This is a genomic window from Leptolyngbya sp. UWPOB_LEPTO1 (genome assembly GCF_017302695.1).
In the GTDB taxonomy this organism is placed as follows: Bacteria; Cyanobacteriota; Cyanobacteriia; order Leptolyngbyales; family Leptolyngbyaceae; genus Leptolyngbya; species Leptolyngbya boryana.
This window is the reverse complement of the sequence record NZ_JAFLCJ010000002.1, coordinates 1-17,409: the sequence shown is the minus strand read 5'-3', so window position 1 is coordinate 17,409 and position 17,409 is coordinate 1. Positions and strand designations below refer to the sequence as shown.

Here is a 17,409-nt window from a genome sequence, read left to right as displayed (position 1 = left end):
TTCACCTTTGATCGGAACCTGTCGAAATGATTGTCTGTCCCAATTGCAATCATGCTAATCCTGACGGTGCAGTGCAATGTGAAGCGTGTTACACGCCTTTGCCCGTCTCGATCGCCTGTCCAAGCTGTGGCACGACCGTGCAAGCGGATGCCAGTTTCTGTGGACAGTGCGGCTATCACCTGAAATCTGTGAGCGCTCCTATGTTATCGACTCCTGAATCTTCGCTGCCTGATCCCTTAGAATCGCCTGAACCGATCGTGCCTGAACCTTTGGTTCAGCCCGATCCGATTCTTCTACCGACCCAAGCTGAAAGAATCCCTGAAGCTGCCGCCATTCAGCCTCCAGTCTTGGCAACTCAGCTTCAGCAATCCTTCGCCCGTTTGTTAAATCTACAAACCAGCACGGTGGTGGAAATCCCGCCAGGTCTAACTGTGGTGCATATCGGAAAACCCAACGATCAGATTCCACCCGACATTGATGTTTCGGGGTTTCCAAACTCGGAGATCGTTTCACGGATTCATGCCGACATTCGCGTCGAAGGTGAAACCTACTACATTGAAGATGTCGGCAGTTCTAACGGAACTTATATTAATAATTCGCCCCTACCGATGGGCAATCGGCATCGATTAAGACCGGGCGATCGCATTTCACTCGGCAAAGGCGATAAGATTTCGTTTCTCTTTCAAACCTAATCCATCCTCACCGTTTGCCAGTCACGATATAAGCCACCCGTTTGCCAATATTTGCAGCGTGATCTGCCATTCGTTCTAGATGGCGGATCACCAGGATTTGCAGCACAATTGGCTCGATAATGCCTTTTACGTCTTGCTGACGCGCCAGTAGGTTGTAAAGCGTTTCATAGTCAGAATCGACCGCATCATCTCGCTGGCGCACATCCATTCCGGATTCTGCATTCAGATCAGACAACGATTCTAGACTCAACGCCAACATCGCACGACAGCGATCGAACATTTGCAAAATCTGACCCATGTAAGGTGATTCTGCATAGGGAAATAGTTGCACTGCGACATCCCCTAAGTTTTTGGCATAATCTCCGATTCGTTCTAAATCTCGGACTAACTGCATCAGAGCACTTAACAGCCGCAAATCCTGCGCGACCGGAGACTGGAGCGCAATTAAATTCACACAATCGAGTTCGATTTGTTTATAGAGACGATCGATTTTTTTATCTTGTTTATTAATTTGCTCAGCCGCTTCAAGATTGCGATCGAACAAAGCTTCTCTTGCTAGACAACAGGAGCGTTCAACTAACGCGCCCATTCTCAAAACATCACGCTGAATGCGTTTAATCTGACGCTCGAAGTGAACACGGATCGGTTCCTGACCTTCTGGCACATTTCTATACAGCATCAATTAGAGGGATAAATTTTGGACACACAACCGAGTATCGAATGAACATCAGGAACAGCGGTTAATTTCAGCCGCCTCAATATAACAAGAGAAATTTATCTTGACAGGTATTACACAAAACGTTTTGACTCTTTTTCTATTGTAGAGTGATCGATCTGGAGAGAGATCCTGTAACCTATAAACTTTCATGGTCGCGGCAGTTTGCCCTTCTTCCTACAATAGATATGATTGCGAACCTCACTCCTGTTATGTTCTCTTCCTCTGAAGATTCTCTCAATTTGGCATCTCACTCCCAAGGACATAGTTTATTTGCTCAGTTGCGGAGCCGATTTCCGCAAGGAGCGCTGATTTCAGAACTGGTGCAGGTGCAGGATGGGCAATTTGTCGTTCGCGCGATCGTGCAAGTCGGAACGACTACCATGGCAACTGGGATGGCTGCTGCCGAGAAGATTGAAGTCGCAGAAGATCGAGCCAGAGTCAGAGCGATGGAAGTGTTGGGAATTTCACCAACTGGCGGTGCCGCGACATTTGATGTGCCAGCAAGACCGATGGTAGAAGCGCCAAAAGAAGTGGAACCCAGCTTAGACCCCATGGCAGAAATTCCGTTGCCGCCCGTTGAAGAGTTGGTTCCTGAAGGGGTTGCACCGAAAAAGCCCGCGCGCAAAAAGAAAGAAGATCAAATCGCACCTGCGCTTGAATTTTCCGTGCCAGACTTCGATCTTCCCGAGATCAAATCTGAACCTCTTGAATTTACTCGCGAACCTGTGCCGCCTGTAGCAGATTTTGCACCCGATTTTGAGGAAGATGATTTTCCAGCACCCGAACCCATCGACTTATCCGATGCGATCGCTCAGATTGGAACTGAGATTGAGCGCATCGGCTGGACGAAAAAACAGGGCAGCACTTACTTGCAAGATACATACGGCAAGAAAACCCGTGCGGAGCTTGATGAGGATGAACTGATCGAGTTTCTGCATTACTTGAAAGCCCTTCCCAGTAAAAATAGCCAAATTCCCTTCTAAACCTTATGCCTTCGATCGCCGCACAGCCTTACGAATACGAACTTCCGAGTGATTCCCAAGTCGCGTTAATCGTGATCGATATGCAGCGCGATTTCCTGGAGTTAGGCGGATTTGGTGAAGCCCTTGGCAATGATGTGAAACTCGCTCAAGCGATCGTACCCACCGTGAAACAACTGCTCGAAGGATGTCGATCGCTGCACCTGCCGATCTTTCATACTCAAGAAGGACATCTGCCGGATCTCTCTGACTGTCCGCAATCGAAGCTCAAGCGGGGAAAAGGAAACCTGACCATTGGCGATCAGGGCAAGTTGGGGCGGATTCTGATTCTGGGTGAACCTGGAAACGCAATCATTCCTGAACTTGCTCCCTTACCGGGGGAAGTTTTGATTCCCAAGCCCGGAAAAGGAGCGTTTTACAACACTGATCTGGAGATGCAGTTGATCAATCGCAATGTTACCCATCTTTTGATTGCAGGCGTAACAACCGAAGTTTGTGTGCAGACCACGATGCGAGAGGCAAACGATCGAGGATATGAGTGCTTACTCGTCGAAGATGCCACTGAGAGTTACTTTCCACAATTTAAACAAGCGACGTTAGAGATGGTGCGGGCACAAGGGGGCATTGTGGGATGGACGGCAAACACAGAGGCGGTGTTACAGGGTTTACGATCGTGGAAAGCCGGAGAATGATAAGTTAAGTCCAGTGCATCTCGATCAATACTTTCATCATTATTCCTTGCGTTTCGGGTGGCGGTTTGTCACCCTTTTTGTTGCCCTCTTTGAATCGGGAACTTGAGGCGCTACAATGTGACGGTTGAATTCGGCACCCCTACCTTGATTGAGCGTTACACCCTGCCTGAGATGGGCGATTTGTGGACAGATCACTACAAATTTAAAACCTGGCTCCAAGTTGAAATAGCAGTGTGTGAGGCGCAAGCCGAGCTAGGTTATATTCCGGCTGAAGCGGTTGAAGAGATTAAAGCGAAAGCGAAATTTGATGTGGCGCGGATTTTAGAAATCGAAGCGCAGGTTCGTCATGATGTGATCGCGTTTTTGACGAACGTGAATGAATATGTAGGCGATGCGGGTCGCTATATTCATTTAGGCATGACCAGTTCGGATGTGCTGGATACCGCTTTAGCCTTGCAAATGGTCGCCAGTTTAGATGTGATCATGACGCATGTAGAAGCGTTGATTCAAGCCATCCGATATCAGGCCCAACAGCATCGCAATACGGTGATGATTGGTCGATCGCATGGCATTCACGCAGAGCCGATCACATTTGGATTCAAACTGGCAGGGTGGCTGGCTGAAATGTTGCGCCATCGCGATCGTTTATGCCAATTGAGGAAATCGATCGCAGTCGGTCAAATCTCTGGCGCAGTAGGAACTTACGCCAATATTGATCCGCGCATTGAGGCGCTGACTTGTCAGAATTTAGGACTGGAACCAGATGCCGCTTCAACCCAGGTGATTTCTCGCGATCGCCATGCCGATTATATGAATTGCCTCGCTTTGTTAGGAGCTTCGATCGAGCGGTTTGCGGTTGAGATTCGCAATTTGCAGAAAACGGATGTTTTGGAAGTTGAGGAATTTTTCTCAAAGGGTCAGAAAGGATCTTCTGCAATGCCCCATAAGCGAAATCCGATTCGATCGGAGCGTTTGACCGGAATGGCAAGATTACTCCGAGGCTATGCAACCGCTGCATTAGAGAATGTTGCGTTATGGCATGAACGCGATATTTCTCACAGCTCCGTTGAGCGAGTTGCGTTACCCGATGCGTGCATTTTGACGCATTTTATGTTGGTTGAGACGACAGACTTGATTAAACACCTGCTGGTTTATCCAGAGAATATGGCTCGCAACATGAACGTTTACGGCGGGGTAGTGTTTAGTCAGCGGGTGATGCTGGCATTGGTGCAGAAGGGATTGAGCCGAGAGGATGCTTATGCGATCGTGCAATCTTGCGCCCACCAAGCCTGGAATCGGGAAGATGGGAATTTCCGTCAATTGCTGAGTGAAGACGATCGCGTGACCAAAACGCTATCGACTACAGAATTGGATGAGTGTTTTGACCCACAGGTGCATCTGAAAAATCTCGATCAGGTTTATCAACGGTTAGGGATTTAATCGGGGAATGTGGGAATGGGGAAAGTAGCAATGGTTATGCTGACTTCCCATTCCCCTAACGTGCCTCGACAGACACTCCATATTCATATCCTTTGAAGTTCGATTCAAAAATAACTGCGTAATCTCCGGTCGCAGCAACCTCACCCGTCCAAGATTTTCGGTCTTCTCTGTACTCAACCAAATCTTTCCCATCCGGCGCAACAATTCTGGGAAAAACTTGGCGATCGCGCGTCACCGTCAATGTCTGACCTTTGCTCAAATTGAAGGAATAGGTGTGACTGCCAGTTCCAATGAAGCGATCTCTAATTTCAATGTTGTCTTGTCCTCCAGCAAATTCGATCCGCTCAACTTTTTCACCACAGTTATTTTCTGTTCTAGATTTCGCAATCCAACCTGGCTTCTCACCCGTGATTTTGAACCAGCCGTCTTGTTCATTCTCAACATCGACAAACGTTCCATTTGGCAACTGTCCCAAAATCTGTGAGGAAGCATTGGGACTCGATCGTACATTCAGAGGTGACTCCGGATCGTTGACTTTCGCCATACGAATCACACATTTTTCGACGGTTCGAGTCGCTTTTGATCCAGAGGGCTTAGCGTCAGAAGCAGCATCCGATTTTGGGGATTCGGGCGACAGTTGAGGAATCGATTGAGGTGCAGCCGTGGGAGATTCAGTCGGTTTTGCAGGAGATTGAGGCGCTGCAGTCGGAGAGCTTGCACTTGGGGCAGAAGATTGAGGCGCAGAAGAACAAGCTGCCATCATCGCTAACAAGGTTGCACAAGTGCTTGAGCGGAACCAAATCAATGCTGAGGATCTAAAAGGCATATGTCGTAGAGAAGCTTGGGATCAAGAAATTACTTCAATACTTGCAAATTCAATCACGGAATGGTTCATTGAATTACAAAAAACCTCCAGACTTGAAAAAGCCTAGAGGTTTCAATTCAATTTTCGCGTCGGGTTGAGTTTCGGCTATGGTGAACCCGCACTGACCTTGACTGTGCAAAGACCTACTGAAAGTCTTGAGCATTGTACAAAGCTCAATGTGTCACCTTACTGAACATCTCTATCTGAACCGGAAAAATCGTGTTGCATCTGGATCGCCCGTTTTACAATCGGCGTGAGTTTCTCTCTCCAGTAGCGAATATCGGGATAATTCGTCGCGATCTTGAGAATATCGTTCCAACGGTTCTGCTCTTCTGCTGCTAGCGCCGTTGAATATTGAGTCACAGCTTTATCCCAGGATTTGGGCATCGTCTTGAGAGCCGATTGAGCTTGGGGATAGGCGGCACTGTTGGCTGGCACCGCTTTTGCAAGTGCGATCGCGCCATCTAAATTTCCAGCTTGGAAATGCGAAAGTGATTCACGGTAGAGGCGGCTGCCTGGATCATTCGGCAAACTCGCTAAAGCTGGATCATTCGCTCGTTTCCGATTGAGCGTTGCAACAGGACCATCACTTTCACAGGTTTTCCGAGTTAAATTCTCATAAATCCAGCCCACAACAGGTTGGCTAATTTGTAACCAGCCATCTCTGCGCCCAATCACGGTAACAACAATACCATTCTGTAGCGACCCCACAATATTTCCGACCTTCTCGATTGGAGCCGATCTCACATTCAATGGCGGCTTATCGTCAAAGACGATCGTTTGACAATCCTGCGCGACCGTTTGAATGACATTCGCCGATTCTGTACTGTTAATCGTCGCCTTGGGTTTCGCTACCGCATACAGAGTTCCAGACACGGTCATGACTGCGGTAATACAAGCTCCAACTGCCAAAGGAGATTTCAGAATCGTCTTCACGTTAACCGACATGGTGATGCCTCATGCTGATCCAAAATTGAGAATTCAAACTTTACAAGCGCTTGTTCAGTTCCGCGACTCGTCTTCACTCTTGTAGATTGCCCTAAAATTCATGCAAATGCGTTCAGGAGTCCCAACAATCCTAGAAAATTAACTCTTCTCAATTCATCGTGTTCTCCCACTTGACAAAATAATCTGGGTCAGACCCATGAGGGGTAATACCCCTCGACATTTGATTCTGTCTTGTCAGCAGCTTAATAAGACGCAACATCCTGGTAAACTTTTGGATGGTCAAGTATCAGAAGTGGCAATGGAAATTGGTCAAAAAGTGCGCGTTCGGCGACTGCGCGATCGTGTCCCCCAAGATGTGGTTAAAAAGCTCGGAGCAACTGGCGTTATCAGCCAATACAAAGTGGTTGATGGCAAAGGCATTGGTTTACTCGTCCAGTTTGAGGATAAATACTCAACCTGGTTTTTTGAGGATGAGTTGGAAACGATCGGCTAATCGAGCTAAGAATTCGACCAGTCGATACCATAGGGGTTAGGGAATCAAGCAGTTTGCCTTTTTCCCTGACCCCTCTTCTCATGAATCGCCCCTTTTTGCGGATTTGGATATGGCTTTTATATTGACGTTTTTAGGTAAAGGTGGAACCGGACGGACAACTTGCGCGATCGCGGCTGCCAAAAAGTTTGCTGCTCAAGGAAAGCGCGTTTTACTAGTCGGACAAGATCCGACTCCGGCTTTTGGTTTAGCACTCGGAACAACAGTTGGCGTTGATCCACAAGAAATTTCTGCCAACTTCAGCGCCGTTCAACTTCAGACAACAACGCTGCTCGAACGCAGTTGGGAAGAAGTGAAAAAGTTGGAGGCGCAATATCTTCAGTCACCGATCCTAAAAAATGTGTTTGGTCAAGAATTGGCGATTTTTCCAGGCTTGGATCAGTTGCTCGCTTTGAATGCCCTGCGAGAGTTTGATAGCCGCTATGACGTAATCATCTACGATGGCGGAGGCAATCAAGATACGCTGCGATTGTTGGGAACGCCTGAGACCTTGAGTTGGTATATTCGTCGATTCCGTCAGGTCTTTATCGATTCAGATTTAGGGAAAACGGTTTCGATGTTGATTCAACCGATCGCTGCTGCAATTTTCACGAACAACAATTTCGTCGGGGATAACTTTGCCCAGCCGACTCGTCAAGCCAATGATCTGTTAGATCAAGGGAAGCAAGCGGTGAATGATCCGAAACGCATGGCGGCTTTCTTAGTGACGACTGAAGATGAAGCAGCGATCGCGAGTGCAAAATATCTCTGGGGCAGCGCTCAGCAAATTGGCTTAACCATTGCAGGCGTTTTGTGTAATCGTTCCAGCGATGCTTCTGCGGTCAGCGAAGCATTTCAGCCTTTGCCAATTTCAGCGATTCCGGTTCAGCCCGTGAATGACTGGCAGTCCCTGATCGATGCATTGCCAGAACTCGATCACACTTCTGAAGCCCCGAGACCGATCGCGGTGAATGTCGCCGAAAGAAAAGTAAGCTTATTCTTGCCGGGATTTGATAAAAAGCAAGTCAAACTGACCCAGTATGGGACAGAAATCACGATCGAAGCGGGCGATCAGCGGCGCAATATCGACCTGCCTGCGCCATTACGCGGGCAACCTGTGACAGGCGCAAAATTCCAAGACGGCTATTTAATCATCTCGTTTTAGCGTGTCTTAGTCGTCCGCGATTATTCAATTCACGACCCTAACCTTATGACTGAATCTTCTGAACTTCAAACCGAGCGCTCTGCCAAAACTCGCCAGATTCTGGGGATGAAAGGCGCAGACGTGAAAGAATCTTCGATCTGGAAGATTCGGCTGCAATTGATGAAGCCGATTACCTGGATTCCGCTGATGTGGGGAATTCTCTGCGGTGCGGCTTCGTCTGGAAACTATCATTGGGCACTCGAAGATGTGCTGAAATCTGCGGCTTGTATGCTGCTGGCAGGACCACTGCTCACAGGCTACACGCAGATTATGAACGACTACTACGATCGCGAGATCGACGCCATCAACGAACCGTATCGTCCGATTCCATCGGGTGCGATTCCTCTGAACCAAGTTGTGATCCAAATTTGGTTCTTGCTCCTCAGCGGTGTGGGACTTGCCTATGTTTTGGATCGTTGGGCAGGGCATGAATTTCCAACGATTACGGTACTGGCGATCGCCGGATCATTCTTGTCTTATATCTACTCAGCACCCCCTCTCAAACTCAAACAAAATGGCTGGCTAGGCTGTTATGCGCTCGGTGCAAGCTATATTGCGATTCCCTGGTGGACAGGACATGCTTTATTTGGCGATCTGAATCCGACCATTATTATCTTGACCTTGTTCTACAGTTTTTCGGGCTTGGGAATTGCGATCGTCAACGATTTCAAGAGCGTCGAAGGCGATAAAGCGCTAGGACTCAAATCACTTCCGGTCATGTTTGGAGTAACAACAGCGGCTTGGATTTGTGTAGCAATGATTGATGTTTTTCAAGCAGGAGTTGCAGGTTATCTGATGACCATTCATCAGAATCTGATGGCGACGCTGCTGATCTTGTTAATCATTCCGCAGATCACCTTTCAAGATATGTACTTCCTGCGAGACCCGATCAAGAACGATGTTAAATATCAAGCCAGCGCCCAACCCTTTCTTGTGTTTGGCATGTTGGTGACGGCGTTAGCATTAGGACATGCAAATATTTAGCCTTGATTTGCGATCGCTAACCCCGGAATCAAAGGGATTGCGATCGCAAAATCCTGAAAGTCTTGTAGACTAAACGTCAGTAATTCTTCAAATTCGGTCATGATTCTGACCCCGCAGCAGAGATCATCCGTTTGAAGAACACGGTTGACGTAAGAATCGCTTTCCGTCAATCTAACAGAGATGAATTCCCTGGTTTCTGCGGATCTTTTCTTCTGCTTTGTGATAAGAGGCACAATCGTGGCACAGCATCGCTCAAAACGTAGAGAAAAACCGACTCGGATGGATCAATCTTCAACAGGGCTGGACTCTATGACAGACGGAACAGGAAAGAAGCGCCAAGTGAAGCCAAAATCTAGACGAGAACGCGCCCGCAACCCTTTATCCGCAGGAGTAACGAAGCTCATGGAGCATCCTCGGATGGCAGGGGTGCGAAGGTTTTTAGATGTTACCACTCGTCGCCTTGAAGCACTAGACCATAAGATACCTGCACCGATCAAAAATCCGGTGGTACAAAAGCGAGTCGCGATCGGGATTGTCATTTTGGGCGGAGCTGGACTATTCCGATATGCTGCGATTCAAGTCGATCAAAGCTTACCTGACCCGGCTGAATTAAAGACATTTGCTCGTCCCGGAACACTGACCATTCGAGCTTCCGACGGATCAGTTTTACATCAATTGGGTCCCGCAACGCGCGATCAAGTGGCGGTTGATCGGATTCCGAAGCGATTGATCGATGCATTTGTTGCTTCGGAAGACCGTAGATTTTACGACCATAACGGGCTTGATCTTCAGGGAATTGGGCGGGCAGTCTTTCGCAACCTGACTTCGAGAGATGTAGTTGAGGGAGGAAGTACGCTCACCCAGCAACTTTCACGAGTGGTCTTTCTCGATCAAGACGATCGCTCTCTCGGTCGCAAGGTTCGCGAAGCCCTGATTGCTCAGAAACTTGAGCGCACGATCGATAAAAAGCAGATTCTCGAAAAATATCTGAACTTTGTTTATCTTGGCTCTAATGCTTACGGTGTAGCAGATGCAGCGTGGATCTATTTTAGTAAGCGCCTCGATCAGCTAACGCTAGGCGAGATGGCAATGATCGCGGGATTGCCTCCTGCGCCCAGTTTATATTCCCCATTAGTGAGCTTAGAAAAAGCTCAAGAGCGGCGAAATACAGTGCTCGACAAAATGGTGGTGGCTGGTTACATCAGCGAAGCAGAATCTCAGGCAGCCCAGGCTGAGAAATTGGTTGTGAAGCCCAGTATGCCGAAAAATCTTCAAAGTACGTCGCCATACTTCACATATTACGTTCAGCAGCAGCTTGAGAAACTTGTACCGAAAGACGTACTTGCAGCAGGTGGCGTGACCGTTGAGACGACTCTGAATGCGAAGTGGCAAAAAGTTGCAGAGCGATCGATTCGAGAGGCGATCGGCGTAGACGGAAATGCTGAAGGCTTCAAGCAAGCCGCACTCGTTGCTATCGATCCGCGCAATGGTGAAATTCGATCGATGGTCGGTGGATATGACTTCTACAAAGATAGTCAATTCAACCGAGTGACCCAAGCTCAACGGCAACCTGGATCGACATTTAAGCCCTTTGTCTATGCCACTGCCATTGCAACCGGCAAGTCGCCTTATCAATCCTATTTGGATGAGCGTTTTAGCGTCGATGGCTATCAGCCGAAGAACTACAGCAATAAGTATTCTGGCTGGTTGAACATGAAAACGGCACTGACCAATTCAGTGAATGTGATTGCCGTTAAAGTGCTGATCGATGTCGGATTTGAGCCTGTGATCAAACTAGCGCAGGGCATGGGAATTCGATCGAAGATGGAACCCACTTATTCATTAGCGCTAGGCGCATATGAAGTGAATCCATTAGAACTGACCAGTGCGTATGGCGTGTTTGCTGCTCAGGGAAATTATGTTGAACCTCATGCAATTCGCAAAGTGATCGATCGTAAAGGCAAGGTTCTCTATGATGCAAACTACAAACCAAAACGAGTTTTAGATGCAGAAACGGCGGCAATTACGACTTGGATGATGCGTGGAGTCGTTTCAGATGGAACAGCACAAGCAGCCCGACTCGATCGACCCGTGGCAGGAAAAACTGGAACTTCAGAAAACGCGCGTGACCTTTGGTTTATTGGCTATGTCCCACAACTGGTTACAGGTGTATGGCTCGGCAACGACGATAATTCCCCCACTTGGGGAAGCAGTGGAACGGCTGCTTTTACCTGGCATGAATTCATGAAAGAAGCTGTGGCAGGAATGCCGACGCAAAAATTTGCTGAGATTCCAGAGAATTTGGACGATCGCAAAGGCACGATCAAGGCTCAGCCTGTAAAACCGAATCGGCTCCGAGCACTGGGCACAGCTCCAGATTCCCCTGAAGAACAACCTCGTCGTCGATATGAGGAAGCTCCACCCGAACCAACTTACTCAGAACCCCGCTATTCTGAGCCAGAGCCTCCTAGATCTGCTCCACCTGAACCTGAGGCTGCTCCACCTGAACCTGAAGCTGCTCCACCTGAACCTGAGGCTGCTCCAGTTGCGCCACCTCCTGCTGATCCTGCTCCCGCCGCTGCTGATCCTCTACCTCCTCCAGGGAATTAGCAGAAAGTACCTAATTCTGTAACAACGGATCGAACTGGCGAAAGATGCCCTGCTATGATGACTTTGTTAGTCTGGATTCCACAGTAGAAAATTTACAGGAGCAGTTTAGATGAATCTTCTATTAGAAGTGGCAACCGAAGTAGCAACAAAGCCTGGAATGCAGTTTCCGACCTCGTTCACGTTAGTTTATGGGGTTGGGTTTGTGGCAGCCGTGACGATTGGGTCAATCGCTTGGTACAACTCGAAACGCCCGGTCGGTTGGGAAGATAAAGAGCGCCCTAATATCGTGCCAGAAGTTGAAAAAGAAGAAACGCCTGGTATTTAGGCTTAAACCAAGCTCTGGATTACGATTCAGAGCTTTTCAATTTTTTGGAGTCCATGCTGATAGAGCTTACGCAGCGCTGAGACAACCTTGGTTTGCAGGGTTGGGACAGGTTCAGATTCGAGAATTTGCAGGCGAGTGAGAAGCTTGGCTTCCTCGCTGTCGATCATGCCATCGGTATAGATAATTTCACTAATGGCTTCGATGAGATGATGGCATTCTTCAGAGGTAGGATGCTCGCCCAGATAGTCTTGTATCCATTGGTAGCATTCCTCTGATCGAACCGCTCGAAGTTCGTGCAGGATGGGTTGAATTTCTGGATCTTTTGCCACTCCTTTTTCGATCGCAATTCGCTGTAAGTACGTTCTTTCTTCCGGCTGAATTTTCCCATCTAACCAAGCGACACCGATCAGAATTTTTACTAAATCTTTGACATCGTTTTTCATATTTGTTTGAGTCGAACCATAAAGAATCCGTCCATATTGTGGCAGTGCGGGAGGACTTTGATCCACCCTTGTTGGGAAGTGAGTGTGATCAAAGCTGGATGCGTAGGGTGTTCGATCGCCCAATTTGGATGCTGATGGAGGAATTTCTCAATCACGGATTCGTTTTCGAGCGGATTCAAGGTGCAAGTTGAGTACACAAGCACGCCTTGAGGTTTTAGCCAACTTGCAGCTTCGGTGAGAATTTCTTGTTGCAGTTGAGCAAGTGCTGTTGCGCTTTCAGGGGTTTGTCGCCAGCGTGCATCGGCATGACGATTCAGCGTTCCTAAGCCTGAACAAGGTGCATCGACTAAAACCCGATCGCATTTCCCTTTCAAACTGGGAACGTCTCGGCTATCACTTGTCAAAATCTGAATCGAAGTGACCCCTAAGCGATCGATGTTTTGCTGAAGCTTTTTCAATCGAGAGGCGGTTTTGTCGATCGCCCACACGGTTCCTTGATCTTGCATCAATTCTGCCAGGTGCAGAGTTTTGCCACCGGGAGCCGCACAAGCGTCTGCAACAATCTCTCCAGGTTGCGGATCGACTAAGTAACTGACGAGTTGAGCACTACTATCTTGAACAATCCACCAGCCTTCTGCATAGCCTGGTAAGTTCTGAATGGCTCCAGCGTTGCTAGGTAATCTCAGTGCATTTGGCACGTTGGGAATGCACTGCGAGTCTGGAATTGCAGATTCAACTTGCTCGATGTTGGTCTTTAAAGTATTCACCCGCAGATCAATCCGAGGGGGTTGATTCATCCATTCACAGAGTTTAGCTGTATCGTCGATTCCAAATTGCTCTAACCAAACTTGAATGATCCAATCGGGATAGCTATGTAGTGTTCCAAGTTGTTCGACTGGATCATCGCAAAGTTTTAATGGGTCAGCGTGAAGAATCAGTTGCGATCGCAGATACTGCCGCAAAATCCCATTGACGACTCCTGTGAGTCCACTCAGCTTATTTTTCTTCGCAAGTTCAACGCTGGTATCGACTGCGGCGGATTCAGGAATTTGATTGAGATAGCGCAGTTGATACAGTCCCAATTGCAGAATCAATCTGAGATCAGGCGGTTGATCTTTCTTTTTCGCAAACTGATCAATCAGCGCGTTTAAGGTTCTCTGACGACGAACAGTTCCATAAACGAGTTCGGTAAACAATCGTCGATCGAGGAGATTCAGATCAGATTGATGCAGCACTTGATCAACTGCAACATCAGCGAAGGCTCCTTTCTGAATCGATCGGAGTGTCGTAAAAGCAAGCTGGCGAGAGGACTGATTCAAAGATCGAGGAAATGCGAGAGTGGCTTATCTAGGATAACAATCGGTTGATCGATTTCAGTTGAAAGTGACATTGCTCAATGTCTCGATCGCTGCAAGAAGCATATAGAGATTCAATCATCGTGAAGCGTTCCGCAGTACGATTAAGAATGCAAAAAGACTTGTTGTGTTTGTGACTATGCCGAAAGCTTACGTAATTGGTTTGGGAAGATCTGGCAATGCTGCCGCCCGACTTCTGAAACGTCAAGGATGGCAAGTCATCATCAGCGATCGTGGGTCTTCCGAATCGCTCCACTCTCAACAGCAAGCCCTGATCGCAGAAGGCATTGAAGTACGGTTAGGGGATAACTTTGACCCTGAATCAGCCCGCCCAGATTTAATCGTAGTCAGTCCCGGTGTGCCCTGGGATATTCCCAGTTTAGTCAAAGCGCGATCGCTCAACATCGAAACTATTGGCGAAATGGAACTCGCTTGGCGATCGCTCAATTCTTCTCCTTGGGTCGCTATCACCGGAACCAATGGCAAAACGACAACTACGGCATTGACTGCAGCAATTTTCCAGAAAGCCGGACTTTATGCTCCTGCTTTTGGCAACATTGGCTATGCCGCCTGCGAAGTTGCATTACTCGACCAAAAACCCGATTGGGCGATCGCGGAAATTAGCAGTTATCAGATCGAATCGGCTCCTTCACTTGCACCTGAAATCGGCATCTGGACCACCTTCACGCCCGATCACCTCGCCCGCCACAAAACCTTAGAAAACTATTACAACATCAAAGCGAGTTTACTAAACCAAACTAAGCAGCAGATCTTTAACGGCGATGACCCCTATCTTCGGAAGATTGGAACAGCCCATGGTTATCCAGTTCAAGAGACTGCCTGTTGGACAAGTGTCAAAGGACGGTCTGAGTTGATTGGAAATCCCGCATTCGGAGCGTATATCGAGAACAATTGGGTCTTTGTCCGAGATGAAAAAATCGTCCAAGCAGATGCGCTAAAAATGCCCGGAGCGCACAATCTACAGAATTTACTAGCTGCTGTTGCAGCCGCACATTTTGCAGGCATTGAGAAGAGTGCGATCGCCGAAGCCGTTGCAGGATTTCCTGGAGTGGAACACCGTTTAGAATTCATCTGCACTTATCAAGGGGTCGATTACATCAACGACAGTAAAGCAACAAACTACGATGCTGCCGAAGTTGGACTCTCTGCCGTCAAAGCTCCAGCAATTCTGATTGCAGGTGGAGAACCGAAAATTGGCGAGGATCAAGCTTGGCTGAATGTCATTCAATCCAATGCTGCCGCAGTGCTATTAATTGGAGAAGCAGCCCCGACCTTTGCGAAGCGCTTAGATGAGGTGAGCTACTCGAATTACGAGATTGTCGAAACCATGGATCGCGCGATCGCACGATCACCCCAACTCGCAAAACAACATTCCGCTAAAGTCGTGCTTCTCTCTCCCGCTTGTGCGAGTTTTGACCAGTATCAGAGCTTTGAGCATCGCGGCGATCACTTCCGTCAACTCTGTCTAGAATCCTTCCAATGAAGCCACCTGAAGAATGCCAGAACATGACTGAGATTCGATCTGAGATTGATGCTCTCGATCGACAAGTCATCCAACTTCTTGGTCAACGTTTCGCTTATGTGAAAGCTGCGGCTAAGTTCAAAACCGATGCAGCTAGCGTCAAAGCGCCGGAACGATTTCAAGCGATGCTGCAACAGCGGAGAATTTGGGCAGAAGTAGAAGGATTAAACCCTGATGCGATCGAAAAGCTATACCGAGATCTCGTCAATCACTTCATTCAGGAAGAACTCCAGCAATGGAAAACCCAACACCCAGATTAGTTAATCTCAACCAAAGAAACTTCAGGAATTTCTAAAAGCTTTGGTTCATCCGATTTTGCTATTTCCGAGTTCACATCTTTCTCTAGCTTTGCTCCGATTTCTAAAGGAGCTTCCTGTGGAGCAGGCAACCCATCTAGCGGAGTTGGAGTTGGGACAGGCGCAGAAGCAGAAAGCGGCGTTTTCACCAAACGATCAACTGCCTGTTTGACAAACATCTGCATAAAAGGCAATCGTCGATTCTGCTCAAAGACTTTCTCCATAATCTGTTGCAGAATGTCAGGCTTAATCTCTTCTGCTGATTCCCCTTCAAAATATTCAATCAACGTTAATCCAGCTAATCTGGTCAAATACGCTGCACTCACGCCCTGAATCAATCCACCTGCGACAAAGGTGATCGCATTCGTTTTCATAATTGCCGCGATCGCTTGTGTAGAAACCTCCACTAGCCCCAATTTCACCATCACACCTGCCATCGTCGCAGCGACAGTCTTCGCTTGTTCTAACGTGAATTTGCGCTGATACAAATTACTCAGATCCATTACCATCTGACCGTTGATAGCAGCAGTTGCTAACAGATCCAATGCTGGAAATGGATTGGCAAATGCTGTACCTGCCACAATCCATTGCGCTTGATCAATTCGGGGCATTGCGCGATCGCGTCGAATTCGATTTAACGCTGATTTCGCTTCTGCCTGAACCGCAGTCACATTGCTAAGAGAACTAGACAAAACAAGTTGCTTCCCTTCCTGGATGAGAATTTGATTTAACCGCTCCAGTAAGGGCAGAATCTGCGGTTCGACTTTCTCCATCCATTCCTTGAATGTGCCGTCTGATCGATGTTGTCGGATTTTCAAAGATTTTGGATTGGTTGCAATTCCAATGACATCTTGTGGGCTGAGAATGCCATCAACTCGTTCACGCAATTGCTCTAAAACGATTTTTTGCTCCTCTGGTAAATACTGATCTTGTTTGTTGAATACCAAAACTAGCCGTTTACCCACAGAAGTAATTTTTTGAATGGCTTGAAACTCCGTTGCTGTCAAATCACCAGTCGTCATAAATAAAATGACATCTGCCGATCGCGCTAATTTCCACGCATCCCGCTCTGCAATAATTCCGCCTTCCGTTGCTGCAAAGAGTTCAGGAGTGTCCTGCAAAACGAGCTTTTGTGAAATGCCTCTTGCCCATTTGATCTCGAGCAAATTCATCAACATGGTTTTGCCAACTGACTTACCGCCCATCACAGCAAACCGAATCTCATCTCGCTTCAGATCCGCAGTAATGTTTTGAATTTGCGATCGTAGGTCAGACAATTGCTGAGCACTGCCATCGATCGATAAATCTTGCGACTCGATCGCGAGTTGGTCTAGCAGTCCTTTCGCCTCGACCAATTCAGTCTGAACTTTATTCAGCGAAACTGGCTCGACTCGAATCTTAGGCGTATCGCTCTGTTGAAATTTTAGAACAACCCAGGCAATTCCACTTCCAATGACAATGGCGGGCAGCCAATCTCCCAAGGTATGCGTCAAATTTTCGAGGACCCAGAGTGAAAGCGTTGCGCCGACACCCCCTAAGATTAACGATCGCTGCCACGGACTAGTCATTCTTAACCCACTCTTGCAAATCTCTGACTTCCAGGATAAATCAAAGTCTCGCGATTGACTTGCCCTAGCTGGGATCAATCCTCAAATACGAAAAAGCCCCCCATTTCTGGAGGGCTTCATTTTGCTCAAATCAGTTAAAGATTAACCGTTGATTGCAGGTGCGCTCATTGCAACAGGTGCAACTTCACCAGCAGCCAAGTCGAGCGGGAAGTTGTGA

General features: G+C 47.8%; 17 protein-coding genes. 11 read left to right on the top strand and 6 right to left on the bottom strand.

The genetic code is table 11. The features are described 5' to 3' along the window. Positions 1-26: 26 nt before the first annotated feature. Positions 27-692, top strand: coding sequence for a double zinc ribbon and FHA domain-containing protein (locus J0L70_RS02965; RefSeq protein WP_017288000.1), 666 nt, complete (start codon positions 27-29; stop codon positions 690-692). A gap of 7 nt (positions 693-699) precedes the next feature. On the opposite strand, the gene phoU is transcribed toward J0L70_RS02965, so the two are convergent. Beyond that, positions 700-1,371, bottom strand: a complete 672-nt coding sequence (gene phoU, locus J0L70_RS02960) for a phosphate signaling complex protein PhoU (RefSeq protein ID WP_017288001.1) — start codon at positions 1,369-1,371, stop codon at positions 700-702. 248 nt (positions 1,372-1,619) lie between these two features. Here phoU and J0L70_RS02955 point away from each other — a divergent pair, with 248 nt between their 5' ends. The 3 genes from J0L70_RS02955 to purB all read left to right on the top strand — a co-directional run bounded on the left by J0L70_RS02955 (position 1,620) and on the right by purB (position 4,522). Beyond that, positions 1,620-2,393, top strand: coding sequence for a slr1353 family protein (locus J0L70_RS02955; protein ID WP_287453037.1), 774 nt, complete (start codon positions 1,620-1,622; stop codon positions 2,391-2,393). A 5-nt stretch (positions 2,394-2,398) separates the two neighbouring features. After that, on the top strand, positions 2,399-3,082 hold the full coding sequence (locus J0L70_RS02950) for a cysteine hydrolase family protein (RefSeq protein WP_017288003.1): 684 nt from the start codon (positions 2,399-2,401) through the stop codon (positions 3,080-3,082). A 117-nt stretch (positions 3,083-3,199) separates the two neighbouring features. Further along, positions 3,200-4,522, top strand: a complete 1,323-nt coding sequence (purB, locus tag J0L70_RS02945; RefSeq protein ID WP_017288004.1) for an adenylosuccinate lyase — start codon at positions 3,200-3,202, stop codon at positions 4,520-4,522. 55 nt (positions 4,523-4,577) lie between these two features. Here purB and J0L70_RS02940 read toward each other — a convergent pair whose 3' ends face one another. Both J0L70_RS02940 and J0L70_RS02935 read right to left on the bottom strand, forming a co-directional pair. Further along, positions 4,578-5,348, bottom strand: a complete 771-nt coding sequence (locus J0L70_RS02940; RefSeq protein WP_287453036.1) for an SH3 domain-containing protein — start codon at positions 5,346-5,348, stop codon at positions 4,578-4,580. A 225-nt stretch (positions 5,349-5,573) separates the two neighbouring features. Next, the gene (locus J0L70_RS02935) at positions 5,574-6,335 is read right to left on the bottom strand and encodes an SH3 domain-containing protein (protein WP_287453035.1); all 762 of its coding nucleotides are present in this window, start codon (positions 6,333-6,335) and stop codon (positions 5,574-5,576) included. Positions 6,336-6,531: 196 nt separating this feature from the next. Here J0L70_RS02935 and petP point away from each other — a divergent pair, with 196 nt between their 5' ends. From petP to psb35, 5 genes are all read left to right on the top strand, one after another. After that, the gene (petP, locus tag J0L70_RS02930) at positions 6,532-6,828 is read left to right on the top strand and encodes a cytochrome b6f subunit PetP (protein ID WP_239741164.1); all 297 of its coding nucleotides are present in this window, start codon (positions 6,532-6,534) and stop codon (positions 6,826-6,828) included. Between the two features lie 109 nt (positions 6,829-6,937). Further along, positions 6,938-8,029 (top strand): Get3/ArsA fold putative tail anchor-mediating ATPase NosAFP, encoded by a 1,092-nt coding sequence (locus J0L70_RS02925; RefSeq protein ID WP_287453034.1) that lies wholly within the window; start codon positions 6,938-6,940, stop codon positions 8,027-8,029. A gap of 45 nt (positions 8,030-8,074) precedes the next feature. Further along, on the top strand, positions 8,075-9,052 hold the full coding sequence (gene chlG / locus J0L70_RS02920) for a chlorophyll synthase ChlG (RefSeq protein ID WP_017288009.1): 978 nt from the start codon (positions 8,075-8,077) through the stop codon (positions 9,050-9,052). Between the two features lie 237 nt (positions 9,053-9,289). After that, a complete protein-coding gene (locus J0L70_RS02915) occupies positions 9,290-11,662 on the top strand; it encodes a transglycosylase domain-containing protein (RefSeq protein WP_287453033.1) in 2,373 nt (790 codons plus the stop codon). Between the two features lie 109 nt (positions 11,663-11,771). Next, a complete protein-coding gene (gene psb35, locus J0L70_RS02910) occupies positions 11,772-11,987 on the top strand; it encodes a photosystem II assembly protein Psb35 (protein WP_017288012.1) in 216 nt (71 codons plus the stop codon). Between the two features lie 26 nt (positions 11,988-12,013). Here the strand turns inward: psb35 and J0L70_RS02905 are convergent, their stop codons facing one another. Then, complete coding sequence (locus J0L70_RS02905; protein WP_017288013.1) at positions 12,014-12,430, bottom strand: tellurite resistance TerB family protein; 417 nt, start codon at positions 12,428-12,430, stop codon at positions 12,014-12,016. Continuing rightward, entirely contained in the window at positions 12,427-13,749 is a 1,323-nt protein-coding gene (locus J0L70_RS02900; protein WP_017288014.1) for a 16S rRNA (cytosine(967)-C(5))-methyltransferase, read from the bottom strand. The genes J0L70_RS02905 and J0L70_RS02900 overlap by 4 nt, the downstream gene beginning before the upstream one ends. 175 nt (positions 13,750-13,924) lie before the next feature. Between J0L70_RS02900 and murD the strand changes: the two genes are divergently transcribed. Beyond that, entirely contained in the window at positions 13,925-15,289 is a 1,365-nt protein-coding gene (murD, locus tag J0L70_RS02895; RefSeq protein ID WP_287453028.1) for a UDP-N-acetylmuramoyl-L-alanine--D-glutamate ligase, read from the top strand. Next, on the top strand, positions 15,286-15,588 hold the full coding sequence (locus tag J0L70_RS02890) for an isochorismate lyase (RefSeq protein WP_287453027.1): 303 nt from the start codon (positions 15,286-15,288) through the stop codon (positions 15,586-15,588). Before murD ends, J0L70_RS02890 begins: the two co-directional genes overlap by 4 nt. Here J0L70_RS02890 and J0L70_RS02885 read toward each other — a convergent pair. Continuing rightward, positions 15,585-17,192 carry a slr1306 family protein gene (locus J0L70_RS02885; protein ID WP_287453025.1) on the bottom strand — a complete coding sequence of 536 codons (1,608 nt, stop codon included), beginning with the start codon at positions 17,190-17,192 and terminating at the stop codon, positions 15,585-15,587. The genes J0L70_RS02890 and J0L70_RS02885 overlap by 4 nt on opposite strands. Between the last annotated feature and the right edge of the window lie 217 nt (positions 17,193-17,409).

Excerpts from the sequence above, each read along its gene's own strand:
- J0L70_RS02965 (WP_017288000.1), top strand. The coding sequence starts at position 27 with ATGATTGTCTGTCCCAATTGCAATCATGCTAATCCTGACGGTGCAGTG.
- phoU (WP_017288001.1), bottom strand. The coding sequence starts at position 1,371 with ATGCTGTATAGAAATGTGCCAGAAGGTCAGGAACCGATCCGTGTTCAC.
- J0L70_RS02955 (WP_287453037.1), top strand. The coding sequence starts at position 1,620 with ATGTTCTCTTCCTCTGAAGATTCTCTCAATTTGGCATCTCACTCCCAA.
- J0L70_RS02950 (WP_017288003.1), top strand. The coding sequence starts at position 2,399 with ATGCCTTCGATCGCCGCACAGCCTTACGAATACGAACTTCCGAGTGAT.
- J0L70_RS02940 (WP_287453036.1), bottom strand. The coding sequence starts at position 5,348 with ATGCCTTTTAGATCCTCAGCATTGATTTGGTTCCGCTCAAGCACTTGT.
- J0L70_RS02935 (WP_287453035.1), bottom strand. The coding sequence starts at position 6,335 with ATGTCGGTTAACGTGAAGACGATTCTGAAATCTCCTTTGGCAGTTGGA.
- petP (WP_239741164.1), top strand. The coding sequence starts at position 6,532 with ATGAGGGGTAATACCCCTCGACATTTGATTCTGTCTTGTCAGCAGCTT.
- J0L70_RS02925 (WP_287453034.1), top strand. The coding sequence starts at position 6,938 with ATGGCTTTTATATTGACGTTTTTAGGTAAAGGTGGAACCGGACGGACA.
- chlG (WP_017288009.1), top strand. The coding sequence starts at position 8,075 with ATGACTGAATCTTCTGAACTTCAAACCGAGCGCTCTGCCAAAACTCGC.
- psb35 (WP_017288012.1), top strand. The coding sequence starts at position 11,772 with ATGAATCTTCTATTAGAAGTGGCAACCGAAGTAGCAACAAAGCCTGGA.
- J0L70_RS02905 (WP_017288013.1), bottom strand. The coding sequence starts at position 12,430 with ATGAAAAACGATGTCAAAGATTTAGTAAAAATTCTGATCGGTGTCGCT.
- murD (WP_287453028.1), top strand. The coding sequence starts at position 13,925 with ATGCCGAAAGCTTACGTAATTGGTTTGGGAAGATCTGGCAATGCTGCC.
- J0L70_RS02890 (WP_287453027.1), top strand. The coding sequence starts at position 15,286 with ATGAAGCCACCTGAAGAATGCCAGAACATGACTGAGATTCGATCTGAG.
- J0L70_RS02885 (WP_287453025.1), bottom strand. The coding sequence starts at position 17,192 with ATGACTAGTCCGTGGCAGCGATCGTTAATCTTAGGGGGTGTCGGCGCA.